The organism is Puniceibacterium sediminis, assembly GCF_900188035.1.
In the GTDB taxonomy this organism is placed as follows: domain Bacteria; phylum Pseudomonadota; class Alphaproteobacteria; order Rhodobacterales; family Rhodobacteraceae; genus Puniceibacterium; species Puniceibacterium sediminis.
In genome coordinates, this window is the sequence record NZ_FZNN01000001.1 from 320,014 (window position 1) to 335,837 (window position 15,824).

The 15,824-nt window shown below is 64.1% G+C and carries 10 protein-coding genes; 6 read left to right on the forward strand and 4 right to left on the reverse strand.

Features of this window, described 5'->3' with window-relative positions; all coding sequences use genetic code 11:
- Positions 1-449 precede the first annotated feature (449 nt).
- Positions 450-2,276: an ABCB family ABC transporter ATP-binding protein/permease gene (locus CHB75_RS01540; RefSeq protein WP_089268748.1), complete on the forward strand. Its 1,827-nt coding sequence runs from the start codon at positions 450-452 to the stop codon at positions 2,274-2,276.
- A gap of 151 nt (positions 2,277-2,427) precedes the next feature.
- Here the strand turns inward: CHB75_RS01540 and CHB75_RS01545 are convergent, their stop codons facing one another.
- Positions 2,428-6,201: an efflux RND transporter permease subunit gene (locus CHB75_RS01545; protein ID WP_089268749.1), complete on the reverse strand. Its 3,774-nt coding sequence runs from the start codon at positions 6,199-6,201 to the stop codon at positions 2,428-2,430.
- The gene (locus tag CHB75_RS01550) at positions 6,198-7,511 is read right to left on the reverse strand and encodes an efflux RND transporter periplasmic adaptor subunit (protein WP_089268750.1); all 1,314 of its coding nucleotides are present in this window, start codon (positions 7,509-7,511) and stop codon (positions 6,198-6,200) included. Before CHB75_RS01550 ends, CHB75_RS01545 begins: the two co-directional genes overlap by 4 nt.
- Between CHB75_RS01550 and CHB75_RS21580 the strand changes: the two genes are divergently transcribed.
- The 5 genes from CHB75_RS21580 (at position 7,510) to CHB75_RS01570 (ending at position 13,440) form a co-directional block, all read left to right on the forward strand.
- The gene (locus tag CHB75_RS21580; protein ID WP_176439034.1) at positions 7,510-7,650 is read left to right on the forward strand and encodes a hypothetical protein; all 141 of its coding nucleotides are present in this window, start codon (positions 7,510-7,512) and stop codon (positions 7,648-7,650) included. The genes CHB75_RS01550 and CHB75_RS21580 overlap by 2 nt on opposite strands.
- Before the next feature lie 190 nt (positions 7,651-7,840).
- Entirely contained in the window at positions 7,841-8,497 is a 657-nt protein-coding gene (locus tag CHB75_RS01555) for a tetratricopeptide repeat protein (RefSeq protein ID WP_089268751.1), read from the forward strand.
- A gap of 70 nt (positions 8,498-8,567) precedes the next feature.
- Entirely contained in the window at positions 8,568-9,893 is a 1,326-nt protein-coding gene (locus CHB75_RS01560) for a PQQ-like beta-propeller repeat protein (protein ID WP_089268976.1), read from the forward strand.
- A gap of 63 nt (positions 9,894-9,956) precedes the next feature.
- On the forward strand, positions 9,957-11,414 hold the full coding sequence (gene der, locus CHB75_RS01565; protein ID WP_089268752.1) for a ribosome biogenesis GTPase Der: 1,458 nt from the start codon (positions 9,957-9,959) through the stop codon (positions 11,412-11,414).
- A gap of 271 nt (positions 11,415-11,685) precedes the next feature.
- Positions 11,686-13,440 carry a SulP family inorganic anion transporter gene (locus tag CHB75_RS01570; protein ID WP_089268753.1) on the forward strand — a complete coding sequence of 585 codons (1,755 nt, stop codon included), beginning with the start codon at positions 11,686-11,688 and terminating at the stop codon, positions 13,438-13,440.
- A 243-nt stretch (positions 13,441-13,683) separates the two neighbouring features.
- Here the strand turns inward: CHB75_RS01570 and CHB75_RS01575 are convergent, their stop codons facing one another.
- Both CHB75_RS01575 and serS read right to left on the reverse strand, forming a co-directional pair.
- Positions 13,684-14,385: a hypothetical protein gene (locus CHB75_RS01575; RefSeq protein WP_089268754.1), complete on the reverse strand. Its 702-nt coding sequence runs from the start codon at positions 14,383-14,385 to the stop codon at positions 13,684-13,686.
- A gap of 2 nt (positions 14,386-14,387) precedes the next feature.
- Complete coding sequence (gene serS / locus CHB75_RS01580) at positions 14,388-15,680, reverse strand: serine--tRNA ligase (RefSeq protein ID WP_089268755.1); 1,293 nt, start codon at positions 15,678-15,680, stop codon at positions 14,388-14,390.
- Between the last annotated feature and the right edge of the window lie 144 nt (positions 15,681-15,824).

Here is a 15,824-nt window from a genome sequence, read left to right on the forward strand (position 1 = left end):
ACCCTGGTCCGTTTGCGTCCCCATTCCTGGCGTCGCGCGTCGCCGCAGAACGGGCACTCGTGGCCCTGATTTATCCGTGCTTCGATCTCCGAGATCGCCTCTGTGTTTCTACGGAGATCCTTGATCTTCGTCAGGGCACCCTCGATCTGGGCCGGGTTCAGCTCGTGAAGGGCATCAAGAAGCCGGCGAACGTCGTGGTGTAGCAAGGCATCCTCCGTAAAAAAGCGGAAAAATATGGGCCTTTTTTCGCTCAGGCGAAGTTGCCAGCACGCTTTGCAGACACCCCCAATATTTTTGGGCAGATGAAACGGGGGGGCTGGTTACCTGTGACCCGATCTTCCGTTCGCGGCTAAGAAGGCTCTTGCGGCTTTGATCCTCCGCAGGGCCCGACCACTGGTCATTCGGCACGCCCCGGTCTATCTGGGCTGCGCAAAGATCAAGGACAGACGATGCCGCCAGACTCCTCACAGGATGCCGAAACAGCCGAACTAGCCCGGGATGAGCGGGCCTCTGGTTGGCGCACGATCCGCCGCGTGGCGCCCTATCTCTGGCCGCGCGACACGCCCTGGGTGCGTCACCGGGTAACACTGTCGCTGGTGCTTTTGCTGGTGGCCAAGCTGATCGCCGTGGGCACGCCGCTGATCTACAAGGCCGCCGTCGACAGGCTGGACGGCCAGGTGCCGGAACTGGCCCTGGGGGCCGTGGGCCTGACCGTGGCCTATGGCATGGCGCGGCTGATGAACGTCGGTTTTCAGCAGCTGCGCGACGGGGTGTTCGCCCGTGTCGGCCAGCGGGCCCTGCGCGCGCTGGCGCTTGAGACCTTCACCCATATCCACCGCTTGTCGCTGCGTTATCACATCACCCGCAAGACCGGCGGGCTGTCCCGGATCATCGAACGCGGGGTGAAGGGCGTGGATTTCCTGCTCCGCTTCCTGCTGTTCAGTGTCGGGCCGCTGGTGCTCGAACTGGCACTGATCGCGGGGGTTCTGTTCTACCTTTTCGACGTCTGGTATCTGGTGGTCGTCGCCGGGACGATCGCGCTCTATGTCTGGTTCACCTTTCGGGTCACCGAGTGGCGGGTCAAGCTGCGCCGCGAGATGAACGATCAGGACACCGATGCCAACCAGAAGGCCATCGATTCCCTGCTCAACTTCGAAACCGTCAAATATTTCGGCGCCGAGACGCGCGAGGCGCGACGCTATGACAGCGCCATGCAGCGCTACGAGGCGGCAGCGGTGAAGACTGCGACCTCGCTCGCCTTCCTCAATTTTGGCCAGTCGGTGCTGATCACCGCGGGTCTGGTCGGGGTGATGGTCATGGCCGCCATCGGGGTGCAGAACGGCAGCATGACGGTCGGCGATTTCGTCATGGTCAACGCCTACATGATCCAGATCACCATGCCGCTGAACTTCCTTGGCACGGTCTACCGCGAGATCCGCCAGAGCCTGGTCGACATGGGCCAGATGTTCGACCTGTTGGGCCAGCCCGCGGAAGTGTCGGACAAACTTGGCGCGCGCGACATCGCAGTGTCCGGCGGAGTGGTCGAACTGCACGACATCCGCTTTGGCTATGACGCGGCGCGGCCCATCCTCAAAGGGGTGTCGCTGAAGGTCGGCGCGGGCGAGAACGTGGCGCTGGTCGGGCCTTCGGGGTCGGGCAAGTCGACAATCGGTCGGTTGCTGTTCCGGTTCTATGACGTGACCGGCGGATCACTGACAATCGACGGGCAGGATGTGCGGGACGTGACGCAGGACAGCCTGCACCGGGCCATCGGGGTGGTGCCGCAGGATACGGTGCTGTTCAACGACACGATCCGATACAACATTGCCTATGGTCGCGACGGCGCGACAGAGGATGAGATCATCGCAGCCGCAGGCGCGGCCCAGATCCACGACTTCATCGCCCGTCTGCCGGATGGATATGACACCATGGTGGGGGAACGCGGGCTGAAGCTCTCGGGCGGTGAAAAGCAGCGGGTGGGCATCGCGCGCACCCTGCTCAAGAACCCGCCGATCCTGCTGCTGGACGAGGCAACGAGCGCGCTCGATACCGAGACAGAGGCCGAGATCCAGTCTGCCCTGCATGTCGCCGCCGAGGGGCGCACGGTGATCACCATCGCCCACCGGCTGAGCACGATCGCCGACGCCGACCGTATCGTCGTGTTGCAGGACGGCGAGGTGGTCGAGACTGGCACCCACGAGGATCTTCTGTCGCGGCAGGGGCGCTATGCTCAGCTCTGGCACCGGCAGCAGGCGGAAAAGGATGCGGTCGCCTGAGGGCGGGGGCAAAATTTTAGGAAAATTTTGCGGGTAGCCCGCGGGCTCGCCGGGACAAAATTTTTGCCAAAATTTTGCAGGTCACCGCGATTGGAGCCTGTAAGAATACGAAGCTGCATCCGGGTTTGCGGCATGGTCGATGCCGCAGCCCTTATTCCGCGGCGCGCAGGGGCCGACCCGGCTGGGGCGCAAGGCGAGCGGTGCCGGATTCCTCATCCTCCCACAGGATCTCGGGCGCGCGGATGCGGCGGGCGTCACGCTGCAGGGCCCAGTCGCGGGCGGCGCGGCTTGATCTGCCCAGCGAGAGTTTCGCCAGCAGCCGTGCGATCCATGTCACGTAGGTCACGAACCACACCCGCAGCGCCAGCATCGACGGCGTGAACACCAGCGTCAGCACCGTCGCAATGCCAAGGCCAAAGACCACCGCCGTTGCCAGTTGTTTCCACCACAGCGCAGTGGGGGAATCGATGGAATAGCCGCCCCCAAAGAAGTCGAGGCTGAGCCCGAACATCATCGGCGCAAGGCCCGCCATGGTGGTGATCGTGGTCAGCAGGACGGGGCGGATACGATCCTCGGCGGTGCGCACGATGGCCTCGATCCTTGGCATGTAGCGTTCGTATTCCTGATAGGTGTCGATCAGCACGATGTTGTTGTTCACGACGATTCCCGCCAGCGCGACAATGCCGGTGCCGGTCATGATGATGCTGAAGGTCTGCCCCATCACCAGCATCCCGATCAGCACGCCCGCCGTGGACAGCACCACCGCCAGCAGCACCAGCGTCGCGTTATAGAACGAATTGAACTGCGCCAGCAGGATGATGAACATCAACCCCAGCGCCGCTGCAAACGCCTTGCCAAGGAAGGCCATGCTTTCGTCCTGCTCTTCCTGATCGCCGGTCCATACAGGATCAATGCCTGCGGGCAGGGGGCTGGTGGCCAGCCAGTCGTTCAGCACGGCGATGCGTTCGCTCGCGTTAATCGGCACAGCGCGCAGATCACCAGCCTCCAGCGCCTGTGTGACTGTCTGAGCATCGAACCCGTCTGACACCGACACCAGCGCATAGCGCGTACCATCCGGCGCGCTCAGGGGCGTACCTTCTGCCGACACGCCCTCTTCCAGCACTTTCACGATGGCCTGTGTTTCGGGGCCCTCCGCGCCGTCATGCACCAGCTTGGCCAGATCTTCGGCCACATCCGCCTTGACGTCGAAGTATCGTTTCTGGTCGATCCGGTTGATCTCGGCCAGCTTGGCCACCGGCTTGCGGGTGACAAAGTTCGACAAGGGCACCAACCCATCCGCCGTGCGCACCTTGAGCGTATCCAGCGTCGACAGCAGGCGGTCCTCTTCGGGCAGACGCACGCGGATGTCGATTTCTTCGTCGGATGACTCGACCCGCATGGTATCCAGCAGGATGCCGCGTGTGACCAGCTGCACCATCGCGCCGACGGTGGCGACATCCGCGCCATAGCGCCCGGCCTTTTCCACATCCACGTCGATCTGCCAGTCGATACCGGGCAGGGGCAGCGTATCTTCGATCTGGATCAACCCCGGCGTGGATTCGAACTTGGCCCGGGCCTGTGCGGTTGCATCCAGCAGCGTCTGCCAGTCATCGCCCCTGAGCCGCAGATGCACCGGTTTGCCGCTTGCCGGGCCACCCTCCAGCGCAGAGACTTCGGTCTTGATGCCGGGGATCCTGGCCAGCTCGGCGCTCAGCTCGTCGATCACCACATTGCCGTCCAGATCAGGACGGTCGGAGCGGTCTTCCCATGGGATCATTTCAAACTGGACCTGACCGATTGCATCCTTTGGCCCCTGCGCGCCGCCATTGTTGTTGTCCAGCCCGCCCTGACCGGCGAATGCGAACACGGTCTTGACCCCGGGATGCGCCTGCACAACCCGTTCGGCCCGCTGCACCAACGCATCCTTTTCGACCAAACTCAGGTTGCCGCGTGCACGGACATAGACGATGGCCTGCTCGGGTTCGGATTCCACAAAGAATTCAATGCCTTTGTTGTGCGCGACAAAGTAGGTGAAGGTCGAAACGACAAAGAACCCCACCAGCCCGATGGTCAGCAGCGGCATGATGGGATTGGCGGCGATGGCGGTGATGAACCAGCCAAACGGTGTGCGGCGATAGCGCCCGTCGACGCGTTTGCGGCGGCGTTCGATCCGGGCGGCGTCCATGACGATCGACGCGCAGACGGCCGAGATCAGAAAGACTGCAATCGCCGCCCCTGGATAGGCCGCAAATTTTAAGATCGGCTCCAGAGCCTTCAGTGCGCTCGGCAGGTTGAAACTTGAGGGCGGTCTGAACAGGTAAGATGGGTTCACCACCATCATCGCGCCCACGAACATGCCCAGCAGCACCACCGGCACCAGCGCCGCGCGCGCCACCCAGGGCAATCCCCGCTTCAGCGCATCGGTCGCATGGTCCAGCTGGCGCGAAAACCGGCCCGTCACGCCGCCCATGACCGGCAGATAGACCAGTGCCACAACCAGCGATGCGGACAGAACAAAGATCAGCGTCACGGGCAGCATTCCCATGAACTGCCCCGGCACGCCCGGCCAGAACAGCATCGGCATAAAGGCACACAGGGTCGTCGCGGTCGAACTGACCACCGGCCAGAACATCCGCTTGGCGGCTTCGACATAGGCGCTCATCGGGCCGACGCCTTCGGAAATCCGCTTGTCGGCGTATTCCACCACCACGATGGCCCCGTCGACCAGCATCCCCACGGCCAGAATCAGACCGAACATCACGATGTTCGACACGCTGATACCCATCAGTGCGAGAAAGGCAAAGCAAAGCAAAAACGATGTCGGGATCGCAAATCCCACCAGCAGGGCGGGGCGCGTGCCAAGGGCGGCCAGCACAACGATCATCACCAGCGCGATGGCGGTCAGAACCGACCCTTCCAGCTGGCTGACCATGCTTTTGACTTCGCGCGACCGGTCGTTGGAGGTGCCTGCATTCACCACCGCGCGTAGCTCGGGCGGCCAGGAGTCCTGTGCGGCCTCCACCTCGGAATTGATCAGCGTCACGGTGTCGATCAGGTTGAAACCCTTGCGCTTGACCACCTGCAACGCGACGGTGTTTTCGCCGTTGAAACGCGCCGTGCCGGTGCGGTCTTCAAAGGTCAGCGAAATCCGCGCCAGATCGCCCAGCGTCACCACCCGGTCGCCGTTCACCTTGACCGGCAGGTCATAGATGTCCTGCGTCGTGCCAAAGCTTGACGGGATCTTGACCGAGAAGGTGCCGGTCGCCGTCTCGACTTCGCCCGCCGCGATCAGCTGGTTGTTGTTCTGCACAACCGAAATCAGATCGCCCGCCGTCACATTGTAGGATTCCAGCCGCAGCGGGTCGATCTGCACCTCGATCATCTCATCGCGGTTGCCGGCGATCCCGGCCTCGAGCACCGCATCCAGTCCTTCGAGCCGGTCCTGAAGATCCTTTGCGACCCGCGCCATGGTGCGTTCGGGCACCGGGCCTGTCAGGTTCACGATGATGATCGGGAATTCGGAAAAGTTGATTTCCGAAATCGAATACTGTTCCGCCCCGTCGGGAAACTTGGACTGCGCCTTGGTCATGGCATCGCGGACATCGGCCATGATCATGGTCTTGTCCCAGCCGAATTCGAATTCCAGCTGCACACCGGCATAGCCTTCGGCAGCCGTGGCACCCATCGTCTTGAGGCCGTCCAGATCAGAGAGTTCAGTCTCCATCGGCTTGACCAGCAGCGTTTCGGAATCAGACGAGGAAATGCCCGGAAACGGCACCGAAACAAACAGCATGGGGATTTCGATATCCGGCTCGCCCTCTTTCGGCAGGGCGACATAGGCATAGGCACCGACGACCAGACTAAGGACGATAAAGGCAATCACCATCCGCGCGTGTGCGGCGGCCCAGTCGACGATTCCGGTCATTGGATGACGTCCTCATAGCTGGGTGCGACGGGCACGCCGTCGGTGACATATTCCTGACCGACGGTGATGATGTTCACACTGTCTGGCAGACCGGTTAGCAGAACGCCTTGGGTCGTGTCGCGCATCACCTCGACCGGCATGAATTCGGCAAGCCCTTCGGCGTCCACGGTCCGCACCCCCAACACGCCATCGTCGTTCAGCGTCAGCGCCGACTGCGGCACCAGATGCGCCGGCGCACCTTCGGCCTGAATGGCGATTTCGGCGGTCTGCCCGGCCCGCAGCGCCAGATCGGGGTTCGGCACGGTGATTTCGACCCGGAAGGTGCGCGTGACTGAATCGGCGCTGCGCGACAGGAAGGTTACTTGCCCCTCGATGGTGCCACCTTCGGTCAGGCGGGCGCGGGTGGGGGCGCCCACTTCGACCCGGCCAACGCTCAGTTCCGGCACAAATCCAACCAGCTTGATCGGGTCGAGCTGAAGGATCGTCGCACATAGCGCGCTGCCCCCCTGGGACTGCATCAGGCTGCCCAACTCGGCGGTGTCGGTTTCCAGCACTCCGGAAAACGGCGCGTGGATCGTCAGGCGGTCAATCTCGGTCTGGGCGCGGGCGACGGCAGCCTCGGCGCTCTGGATTGCGGCGTCGACGCCCTGCATGCCCGACTGCGCCGCCTTCAGGCCGGCCTCGGCGCTGCTGACCGCGGCTTCGGCGCTGCGCTTGCCTGCCTGCGCACCGGCAACCCGCGTGTCGCTGGCAAAACCACCCTCGGACAGCTTGGTCGCGGCGTTTTCGTTGATCTGCGCCTCTTGTAGCAGGGCGCGCGCCTCTTCAACACGGGCCACGGCCTCGGGGATGCGGGCCTCTGTTTCGGGGATGCGGGCGCGGGCTTCGGACAGCTTGCCCTGCGCTTCGGCCAGATCGGCAAGGCTGGTGCCGGGGTCGAGCTTGCACAGAACCTGACCTTTCTCGACAAAGGTGCCCTTGCGCAGCGGGTCCGATATCACCTTGCCCGAAGTTTCAGCCTGCACATCGACCGCGCGCAGGGCCTGCGTTTCGCCACGCAGGACGACAGCGCTGTCAACCTCTTGCGCGACCGAATGCAGGGCCATCACGCCCACCACACCCGATGCGGGCTCATCGGCGCTGGTCTCTTCCGCCACGGTTTCGGTCGGCGATGTCTCCTGCATCTCTGTCGTCTCGTCACCAAGCGGACTCATCTCGCGGGCGAACTGCATCAGCCGGTCACGCTCGATCACCACGGCATATAATACCACGGCCACGATCAGGGCGGTGAGGATCGGGATAACACGCATGCAGAATATTCCTGTGATTGTCGCGGGCCGCCACGCAGGGCGGGATCAGGTGATGTGGCAATACCGACTGAACCGCCGGGTTCAAAATAAAACTCAAAGGTTGTTTTCACAAGGTCAGGGCGATGTATACATCAAATGACATGGCAAAAAGTGTCAGGATTGTACCAATTCGCCCGTGAATGCGAAGTTTTCGAACGCCAGTCAGGGCCGCCCACCCCGACCACCGCCCATCGCGCGAACCGCCGCCCGCCACTGGATCAGACGGCTTGGCAGTCAGCGGCAGGCGGGGTAAGAGGGGGCCAACAGGAAAACCCGACGCGAGGCGCACCTTGAGCAACACCGACAGTTTCATCGACGAAGTCACCGAAGAAGTCCGGCGCGACCGGCTTTATGCGGGGTTCCGGAAATACGGCTGGATCGCGGTTCTGGTGGTGATCCTGATCGTTGGCGGCGCCGCCTGGCGCGAATATCAAAAGGCACAGGCCCGCAGCGCGGCGCAGGCCTTTGGCGATCAGATCACCGCAGCGCTCGAATCCGAGGAACCCGAGGCGCGCATCGCAGCACTCAAGGCGATCGAGACCGCGGAACCCGGTGCGCAGGCCATTCTTTCCATGCTGCTGGCCGCCGAACTGGCAGGTGCCGACGACGATGCCGCCGCGACACAGACGCTGCAATCCGTAGCCAACGACAACGCGGTGCCGCTGATCTACCGCCAGATCGCCAGCTTCAAGGCGCTGACCCGTTCCAACGGCGGGCTGTCGGTGCAGGAACGCCGGGACGGGTTCCAGACACTGGCCACCAACGCCAACGCTCTGCGGCTGCTGGCCGAAGAACAGCTGGCACTGCTGGACATCGAAGAAGGCGACACCGAAGCCGCCCTGACCAAACTGCAGGCGATCCTTGTCGACAGCGAAGTCACGGCAGGCTTGCGCCGCCGCGCGTCGCAGTTGATTGTGTCGCTGGGCGGCACGCTTGATGCGGCCTGAGCAGAACAACATCTGTCCTGCCAAAGCGGCAGAGCGGAACCAGACGATGACGGACCACGGGGGCAGAGCTTTGCGCAAACTGACGATTATGGCCGGTCTCCTGGGGGCGACCCTGCTCGCTGCCTGCGGATCGAACGAAGTGGTCCTGCCCGGCGAACGCCTTGGCATCCGCGAAGTGCTGCAGAACCGCGGCACCGAGGAAGGCACCCCTGCCAACACCCAGCGGGCGATCAACCTTCCCGCGCAGGTCGCCAATGCCGCATGGGCGCAAAGCGGCGTCAGCCCCTTTGCCCGCACCGAAAACGCTGCCCTTGGCGCCAGCCTGACACCGCTCTGGTCGGTGAACATCGGGCAGGGGGATCAACGCCGTCACAAGCTCAACACCAATCAGGTGGCCCTGGGCGGGCGCATCTTTACCATGGACAGCGCCAATCTGGTGACCGCCGTTTCGACGGATGGTCAGGTGCTCTGGACCCACAACCTGACCCCGCTGCGCGATGCAAGCAATCAGGCGCAGGGCGGCGGTTTTGCGGCGGCAGACGGGCGGCTTTATGTTGCGTCCGGCTTTGGCACGCTCAGCGCGCTGGACGCTGCAACCGGTGCCGAGATCTGGGTCCAGCGCCTTGACAGTGCCGCGACGGGCGCGCCGACCTACCGCGACGGGCTGATCTATCTCACCTCGGGTGACAGCCTTGCCTGGGCGGTCGAGGCGCAGGATGGTCGCATCCGCTGGCAGATCGAAGGCGTGGGCGACATCAACAACGTGGCCGGTGCGCCCGCACCCGCGGTCGATGATCAGCGCGTCGTGTTTGCCTATGGCGACGGTACCGTTCAGGCGGCCTTCCGTCAGGGTGGTCTGCAGCTCTGGAATGCGAATATCGCGGGCGGTCGTGACGGATCGGCCATCGCGCTGATCGACGATGTGACCGGCGATCCGCTGATCTCGGGCGATACGGTCTTTGCTGGCAACTTCTCGGGCCGCACCGTGGCGCTGGACAAGGCGTCGGGCGAACGGCTCTGGACGGCCAAACAGGGCGCGCTGGGTCCGATGTGGCCCGCCGGGGATTCGGTGTTTTTCGTCTCCGACCGCAATCAGCTTGTCCGGCTGGATGCCCGCGATGGCACCCAGATCTGGGCAGTGGACCTGCCCGGCTATCTGGCCCGCAGCAACCCGCAGAAAAAGCGTGACCGCACCTTTGCCAATCTTGGCCCCATTCTGGCAGGCGGGCGGCTGATCGTCGCCTCGACAGACGGGCAGATCCGCAGCTTTGACCCCACCAGCGGCGCGCTTGTCGGCACCACTGCCATCGATGGCGGGGCCACCACCCGACCCATCGTTGTGAACGGCGTGCTTTACGTGGTCTCGGGCAAGGGGCAATTGCACGCTTTCCGTTAGACGCACGATGCGGTAGAGGGACGGCTTGAAACGGGCGGCGTGGCCGACCCGAGGAGCCTGACCATGACCTTTTCCCTCGCCATCGTGGGACGCCCCAACGTGGGCAAATCGACACTTTTCAATCGCCTTGTGGGCAAACGTCTGGCGCTGGTCGACGATCAGCCCGGCGTGACACGCGACCTGCGCGAAGGCGCTGCGCGCCTCGGCGACCTGCGATTCACCGTGATCGACACCGCCGGCCTCGAAGAGGCGACGGACGAATCCCTGCAGGGTAGGATGCGCAAGCTGACCGAACGCGCAGTGGATATGGCCGACATCTGCCTGTTCATGATCGACGCCCGCGCCGGCGTGACACCGATGGACGAAGTGCTGGCCGAAATCCTGCGCAAACGCGCCAAGCATGTGATCCTGGCCGCCAACAAGGGCGAAGGCTCGGCGGCGGATTCCGGCGTGCTCGAGGCCTATGGCCTGGGCCTCGGCGAACCGATCCGCCTGTCCGCCGAACACGGCGAAGGTCTGAACGACCTTTATGCCCAACTGATGCCGCTGTCGGACGCCTACGAAGAGCGCGCCGAAGAAGAAGCGCCCGAAGTCGACGTGGATGTGGGCGAAGAGGACGATGATTCGCCCCGCCCCATCACCAAGTCCAAGCCACTGCAGATTGCCGTCGTGGGCCGCCCGAACGCGGGCAAATCCACGCTGATCAACCAGATCATGGGCGAAGAACGCCTGCTGACCGGCCCAGAGGCCGGCATCACCCGCGATGCGATTTCCGTGCAGATCGACTGGGAAGATGTGCCGATGCGCATCTTTGACACGGCGGGTATGCGCAAAAAGGCCAAGATTCAGGAAAAGCTGGAAAAGCTCTCCGTGTCTGACGGCCTGCGCGCGGTGAAATTCGCCGAGGTCGTGGTGGTGCTTCTGGACGCCGCCATCCCCTTCGAACAGCAGGATCTGCGCATCGCCGACCTTGCCGAACGCGAAGGCCGCGCCGTGGTCATCGCCGTGAACAAGTGGGACATCGAGGACGACAAGCAGGACAAGCTGAAGATGCTGCGCGAGGAATTCACGCGCCTTCTGCCGCAGCTGCGCGGCGCGCCGCTGGTCACCGTCTCGGCCAAGACCGGCAAGGGGCTGGACCGGCTGCACGCCGCCATCATGAAGGCGCACCGGGTCTGGAACCGTCGCGTGTCCACCGCCGCTCTCAACCGCTGGCTGTCGGGCATGCTGGAACAGCACCCGCCACCCGCGCCGCAGGGCAAGCGGATCAAACTGCGCTACATGACCCAGGCCAAGACGCGTCCCCCCGGCTTTGTCGTCATGTGTTCGCATCCCGACAAGATGCCCGAAAGCTATTCGCGCTATCTGGTGAACTCGCTGCGCGAGGATTTCGACATGCCCGGCACGCCGATCCGCCTGTACATGCGCGGCCAGTCGGACAAGAACCCCTACAAGGGCCGCCGCAAGACCAATGCCGGCGCGCTGACCAAGCATCTGGGAAAGCGGCCCACCAACCGGTGAGCCGCGCTTGATCTAACCTGGCGCGCCTACCGCGCTTGATCCACTTGTGCGCGCGTTCCGCGCTTGATCCAATTGAGCGCGCGTTCCGCACGCGCTGGTTTCTGGCGCCTGTGGGGGATGCGAGCCCGCAGTTCGGCCGTGGTATCGGTGGTCAGGGACTCAAGACACATTCTTTTTTTTGAATGCGTCTTGAGTCCCTGACACAATCGCAATACATTCCCTCTGTGTGACGGTCCCGCCCCGGGTGCCGCAGCCGAGCAGGGACCCCGCCATGATACCCAGGAAATTCGCCCGTTACCTGCCGATCCTCGACTGGGGCTCGCGTTATGACCGCGCGGCACTGGGCAATGACCTGCTGGCCGCGGTCATCGTCACCATCATGCTGATCCCGCAATCTCTGGCCTATGCCCTGCTGGCGGGTCTGCCGCCCGAGGCGGGTCTTTATGCCTCGATCGTGCCGATCATGCTCTATGCGGTCTTTGGCACCAGCCGCGCGCTGGCGGTTGGCCCGGTGGCGGTGGTGTCGCTGATGACGGCGGCGGCGATCGGCAATATCGCGGCGCAGGGCACGATCGGCTACGGCGCCGCCGCGCTGACCCTTGCGCTGATGTCGGGGCTGATGCTGCTGGGCATGGGGGTGTTCCGGCTTGGCTTTCTGGCCAACTTCCTGTCGCACCCGGTGATTTCCGGCTTTATCACCGCCTCGGGCATTCTGATCGCGGCCAGCCAGCTGAAATACATCCTTGGCGTTCCCGCCTCTGGCCACACGCTGATCGAAATGCTGACCTCTCTGGTGAGCAACCTTGGCGCGGTCAATTTCTGGACGCTGGCCATCGGTCTTAGCGCCACGGCCTTCCTGTTCTGGGTCCGCAAGGGGCTGAAGCCGCTGTTGCGCGCCAAGGGCCTGTCGCCCGCCATGGCCGACGCCCTGACCAAGGCCGGCCCCGTGGCCGCTGTCATTGTCACCACCGCCACCGTCTGGTTGCTGGGGCTGGATGCGCGCGGCGTCAACATCGTCGGTGCCGTCCCGCAAAGCCTGCCGCCGCTGACCATGCCGTCACTGTCACCGGAACTGCTCAAACAGCTGCTGATCCCGGCGCTGCTGATCTCGATCATCGGTTTTGTCGAATCCATCTCGGTGGCGCAGACCCTTGCGGCCCGCCGCCGCCAGCGCATCGACCCGGATCAGGAGCTGATCGGGCTGGGCGCCGCCAACCTTGGTGCCGCCTTTACCGGTGGTTTCCCGGTCACCGGCGGCTTTTCCCGGTCGGTCGTGAACTTTGACGCAGGGGCCGAAACGCCGGCCGCCGGGGCCTATACCGCCGTCGGCCTTGCCATCGCGGCGCTGATGCTGACGCCGCTGATCCACTACCTGCCGAACGCCACGCTTGCCGCCACGATCATCGTTGCCGTGCTGGGGCTGGTCGATCTGTCGATCCTGAAAACCGCCTGGACCTATTCGCGCAGCGATTTCGCCGCCGTCGCTGTGACCATGCTGGTCACGCTGCTGGTCGGGGTCGAGGCGGGCGTGTCGTCGGGTGTGCTGCTGTCGATCCTGCTGCACCTGCACAGGACATCGCGCCCACATGTGGCCGAGGTCGGGCTGGTCCCCGGTACGCAGCATTTCCGCAATATCCACCGCCACGAGGTGCAGACCGACCCCACCGTGCTGACCATGCGCGTGGACGAAAGCCTGTATTTCGCCAATGCCCGCTTCCTTGAGGACAGCGTCACAAATCGCGTCACCGGCGACACCGCCCTGCGCCATGTGATCCTGATGTGTTCCGCCGTGAACGAGATTGACCTGAGCGCCGTGGAATCCCTTGAGGCGATCAACAACCGCCTCTCCGAGATGGGGGTCAAGCTGCACCTCTCCGAGGTCAAAGGCCCGGTGATGGACCGCCTCAAGCGCGGGCACCTGCTGGATGAGCTGACAGGGCAGGTGTTCCTGTCCCAGTATGACGCCTATCAGGCCGTGCTGGAGCAGAAGGATGCGGTGGCGGAGCAACCCGCGTCTGCATCCTGAACCGCATCATCCCGACAGGCCGCCCGGAATCAAGGCGCGCAGCGCCGCCGGGCAGCGTCTGCCCCTTCCCGGGGCCGGCGCTTTGGTGACGTAAGCGTTCCGCTCAAGTGAACGAATGACATTGCAGACATAAAGCGCGCCGCTCCGGGGTCCCATGCGCCATCCCAGGGGCAGGCACTGCCCGGCTCACGTCGCTCTGACGGATGACAGGCAGGTCGCCGATCCCGGCAAAACCGTCGTGATCTACTCCGTATCGGTCCCGCGCAGCGCCAGGATCGCGATGATCCCCAGTACCGCCAGCCCAGCCACGGCGATGTTCAGCGGCTGGTAATTCGCCACGATCACGCCAACCAGCGCCCAGATCACGGTGACGCCATAACTTGGCGCGCGGTGCAGCCGGTATTGCACCACCAGCGCGATACCCAGCCCAAGGGCCAGTGACACCAGCGCCGCAGGCGTCGGCGCCATCCAGCCGTACCCGCCCAGCAGGACCCCAACGGCCACAGCACTGGCCGCCGTCAGCCAGCCCGCATAGATTGCCACCGGCGCCCGTTGCCACCAGCGATCCGTATCCCCGACCCGGAACAGGGCCAGCAGCGCCGTGCCCAGCATGGCCCAGATCAGCAACGTCGCCCTGAGCGGCGAGGCAACCGCAACAGGCAGCCAGACCGTGCCGACCACAAGGCTTGCAAACAGCGGCGGGCGCATCTCTGCCCAGTCGGGGTCATCCCCCCGCCAGATCGCACCAAACACCGCACCGGCGATCAGCCAGACATAGATCAGCCCCCAGATCGCAAAGGCATAGCCCGCAGGCTGCACCGGCGGATTCTGCACCTGAACCGGAAACTGATCCGCCGAAAAGCCCTTGAACCCGTCAACGAACCACGGCGACGCGGCAAAGGTCACCGCCGCCAGCAGCACCAGTATGGACCACAGACGTGCCATCGTCAGACCAACTCGCCCTGCGCGGTGATCCGCGTCTTGCCGCGCAGCCAAGGGTGCAGCGCCTCTGGCAGATCGACAGACCCGTCCGCCTGCTGACCATTCTCAAGCACCGCGATCAGGCAGCGCCCCACGGCAAGGCCAGATCCGTTCAGCGTGTGCACGAACTCGGGTTTGCCGCCGGCCGTAGGCTTGAACCGCGCATTCATCCGACGCGCCTGGAAATCGCCGCAGACGGAAACCGAACTGATCTCGCGATAGGTATTCTGCCCCGGCAGCCAGACTTCGATGTCATGGGTCCGACTCGCGCCGAAACCCATGTCACCGGTACACAGCACCACCGTCCGGTGGGGCAGGTTCAGACGTCGCAGGATGCCCTCGGCGCAATCGGTCATGCGCTCATGCTCGGCCCGGCTCTGATCGGGATGCGTGACCGACACCATCTCGACCTTCTCAAACTGGTGCTGCCGCAGCATCCCCGCCGTATCGCGCCCAGCCGACCCGGCCTCCGACCGGAAACACTGAGTATGCGCCACATACCGGCGCGGCAAATAGCTTTCCTCAACGGTCAGCCCATTGACGATATTGGTCAAAGTCACCTCGGCCGTCGGCACCAGCCACCAGCCGTTGGTCGTGCGGTAGGAATCCTCGCCGAACTTCGGCAACTGCCCGGTGCCCAGCATCATTTCGTCACGCACCAGAACCGGGGTCCAGGTCTCGGCCAGCCCGTTCTCCTCGACGTGCGTATCCAGCATGAACTGCGCCAGCGCCCGGTGCACCCGCGCCACAGCACCGGACAGCACGACAAACCGCGCGCCCGACAGCTTGGCCGCCGTTTCGAAATCCATGCCCGGGATCACCGCGGGAATCTCGTAGTGTTCCTTCGGCGCAAAATCCAACGCGCGCGGCGTGCCCCACCGGCGCATCTCGACGTTATCCGCCTCGTCCGCGCCCTCGGGGGTGTCGTCGAACGGCAGGTTCGGGATCGCCATCAGCAGCGCCGTCAGCTCGTCATCCAGCTCTTTCGCGCGGGTCTGCATCGCCGCCACTTCGGCCTTCTTGTCGCCCACCAGCGCGCGCAGCCGTGCAAATTCGGCCTCATCGCCGCTCGCCTTGGCGCGACCCACGTCCTTTGACGCGGCGTTCTGTTCCGCCTGCGCGGTCTCGGCCGCATGGATCGCCCCGCGCCGCGCCTCGTCAAGGCTCAGGATCTGGGCCGACACGCCCTCGGTTCCACGACGCAGTAGCGCCGCGTCAAACGCAGCCGGGTTGTCGCGAAGCGCGCGGATATCATGCATGGGATCGGTCCTTGGACAGGCAAAATTGAGTCGTCGCCATCTTATGCAACATCTTCGCGCCAAGGTGTAGGGCAGGCTTCACCCCGTCCCCCCGTCAGCCAAATTACCTGAACCCAACCCCCGCCCGGAATCAAGGTGCGCAGC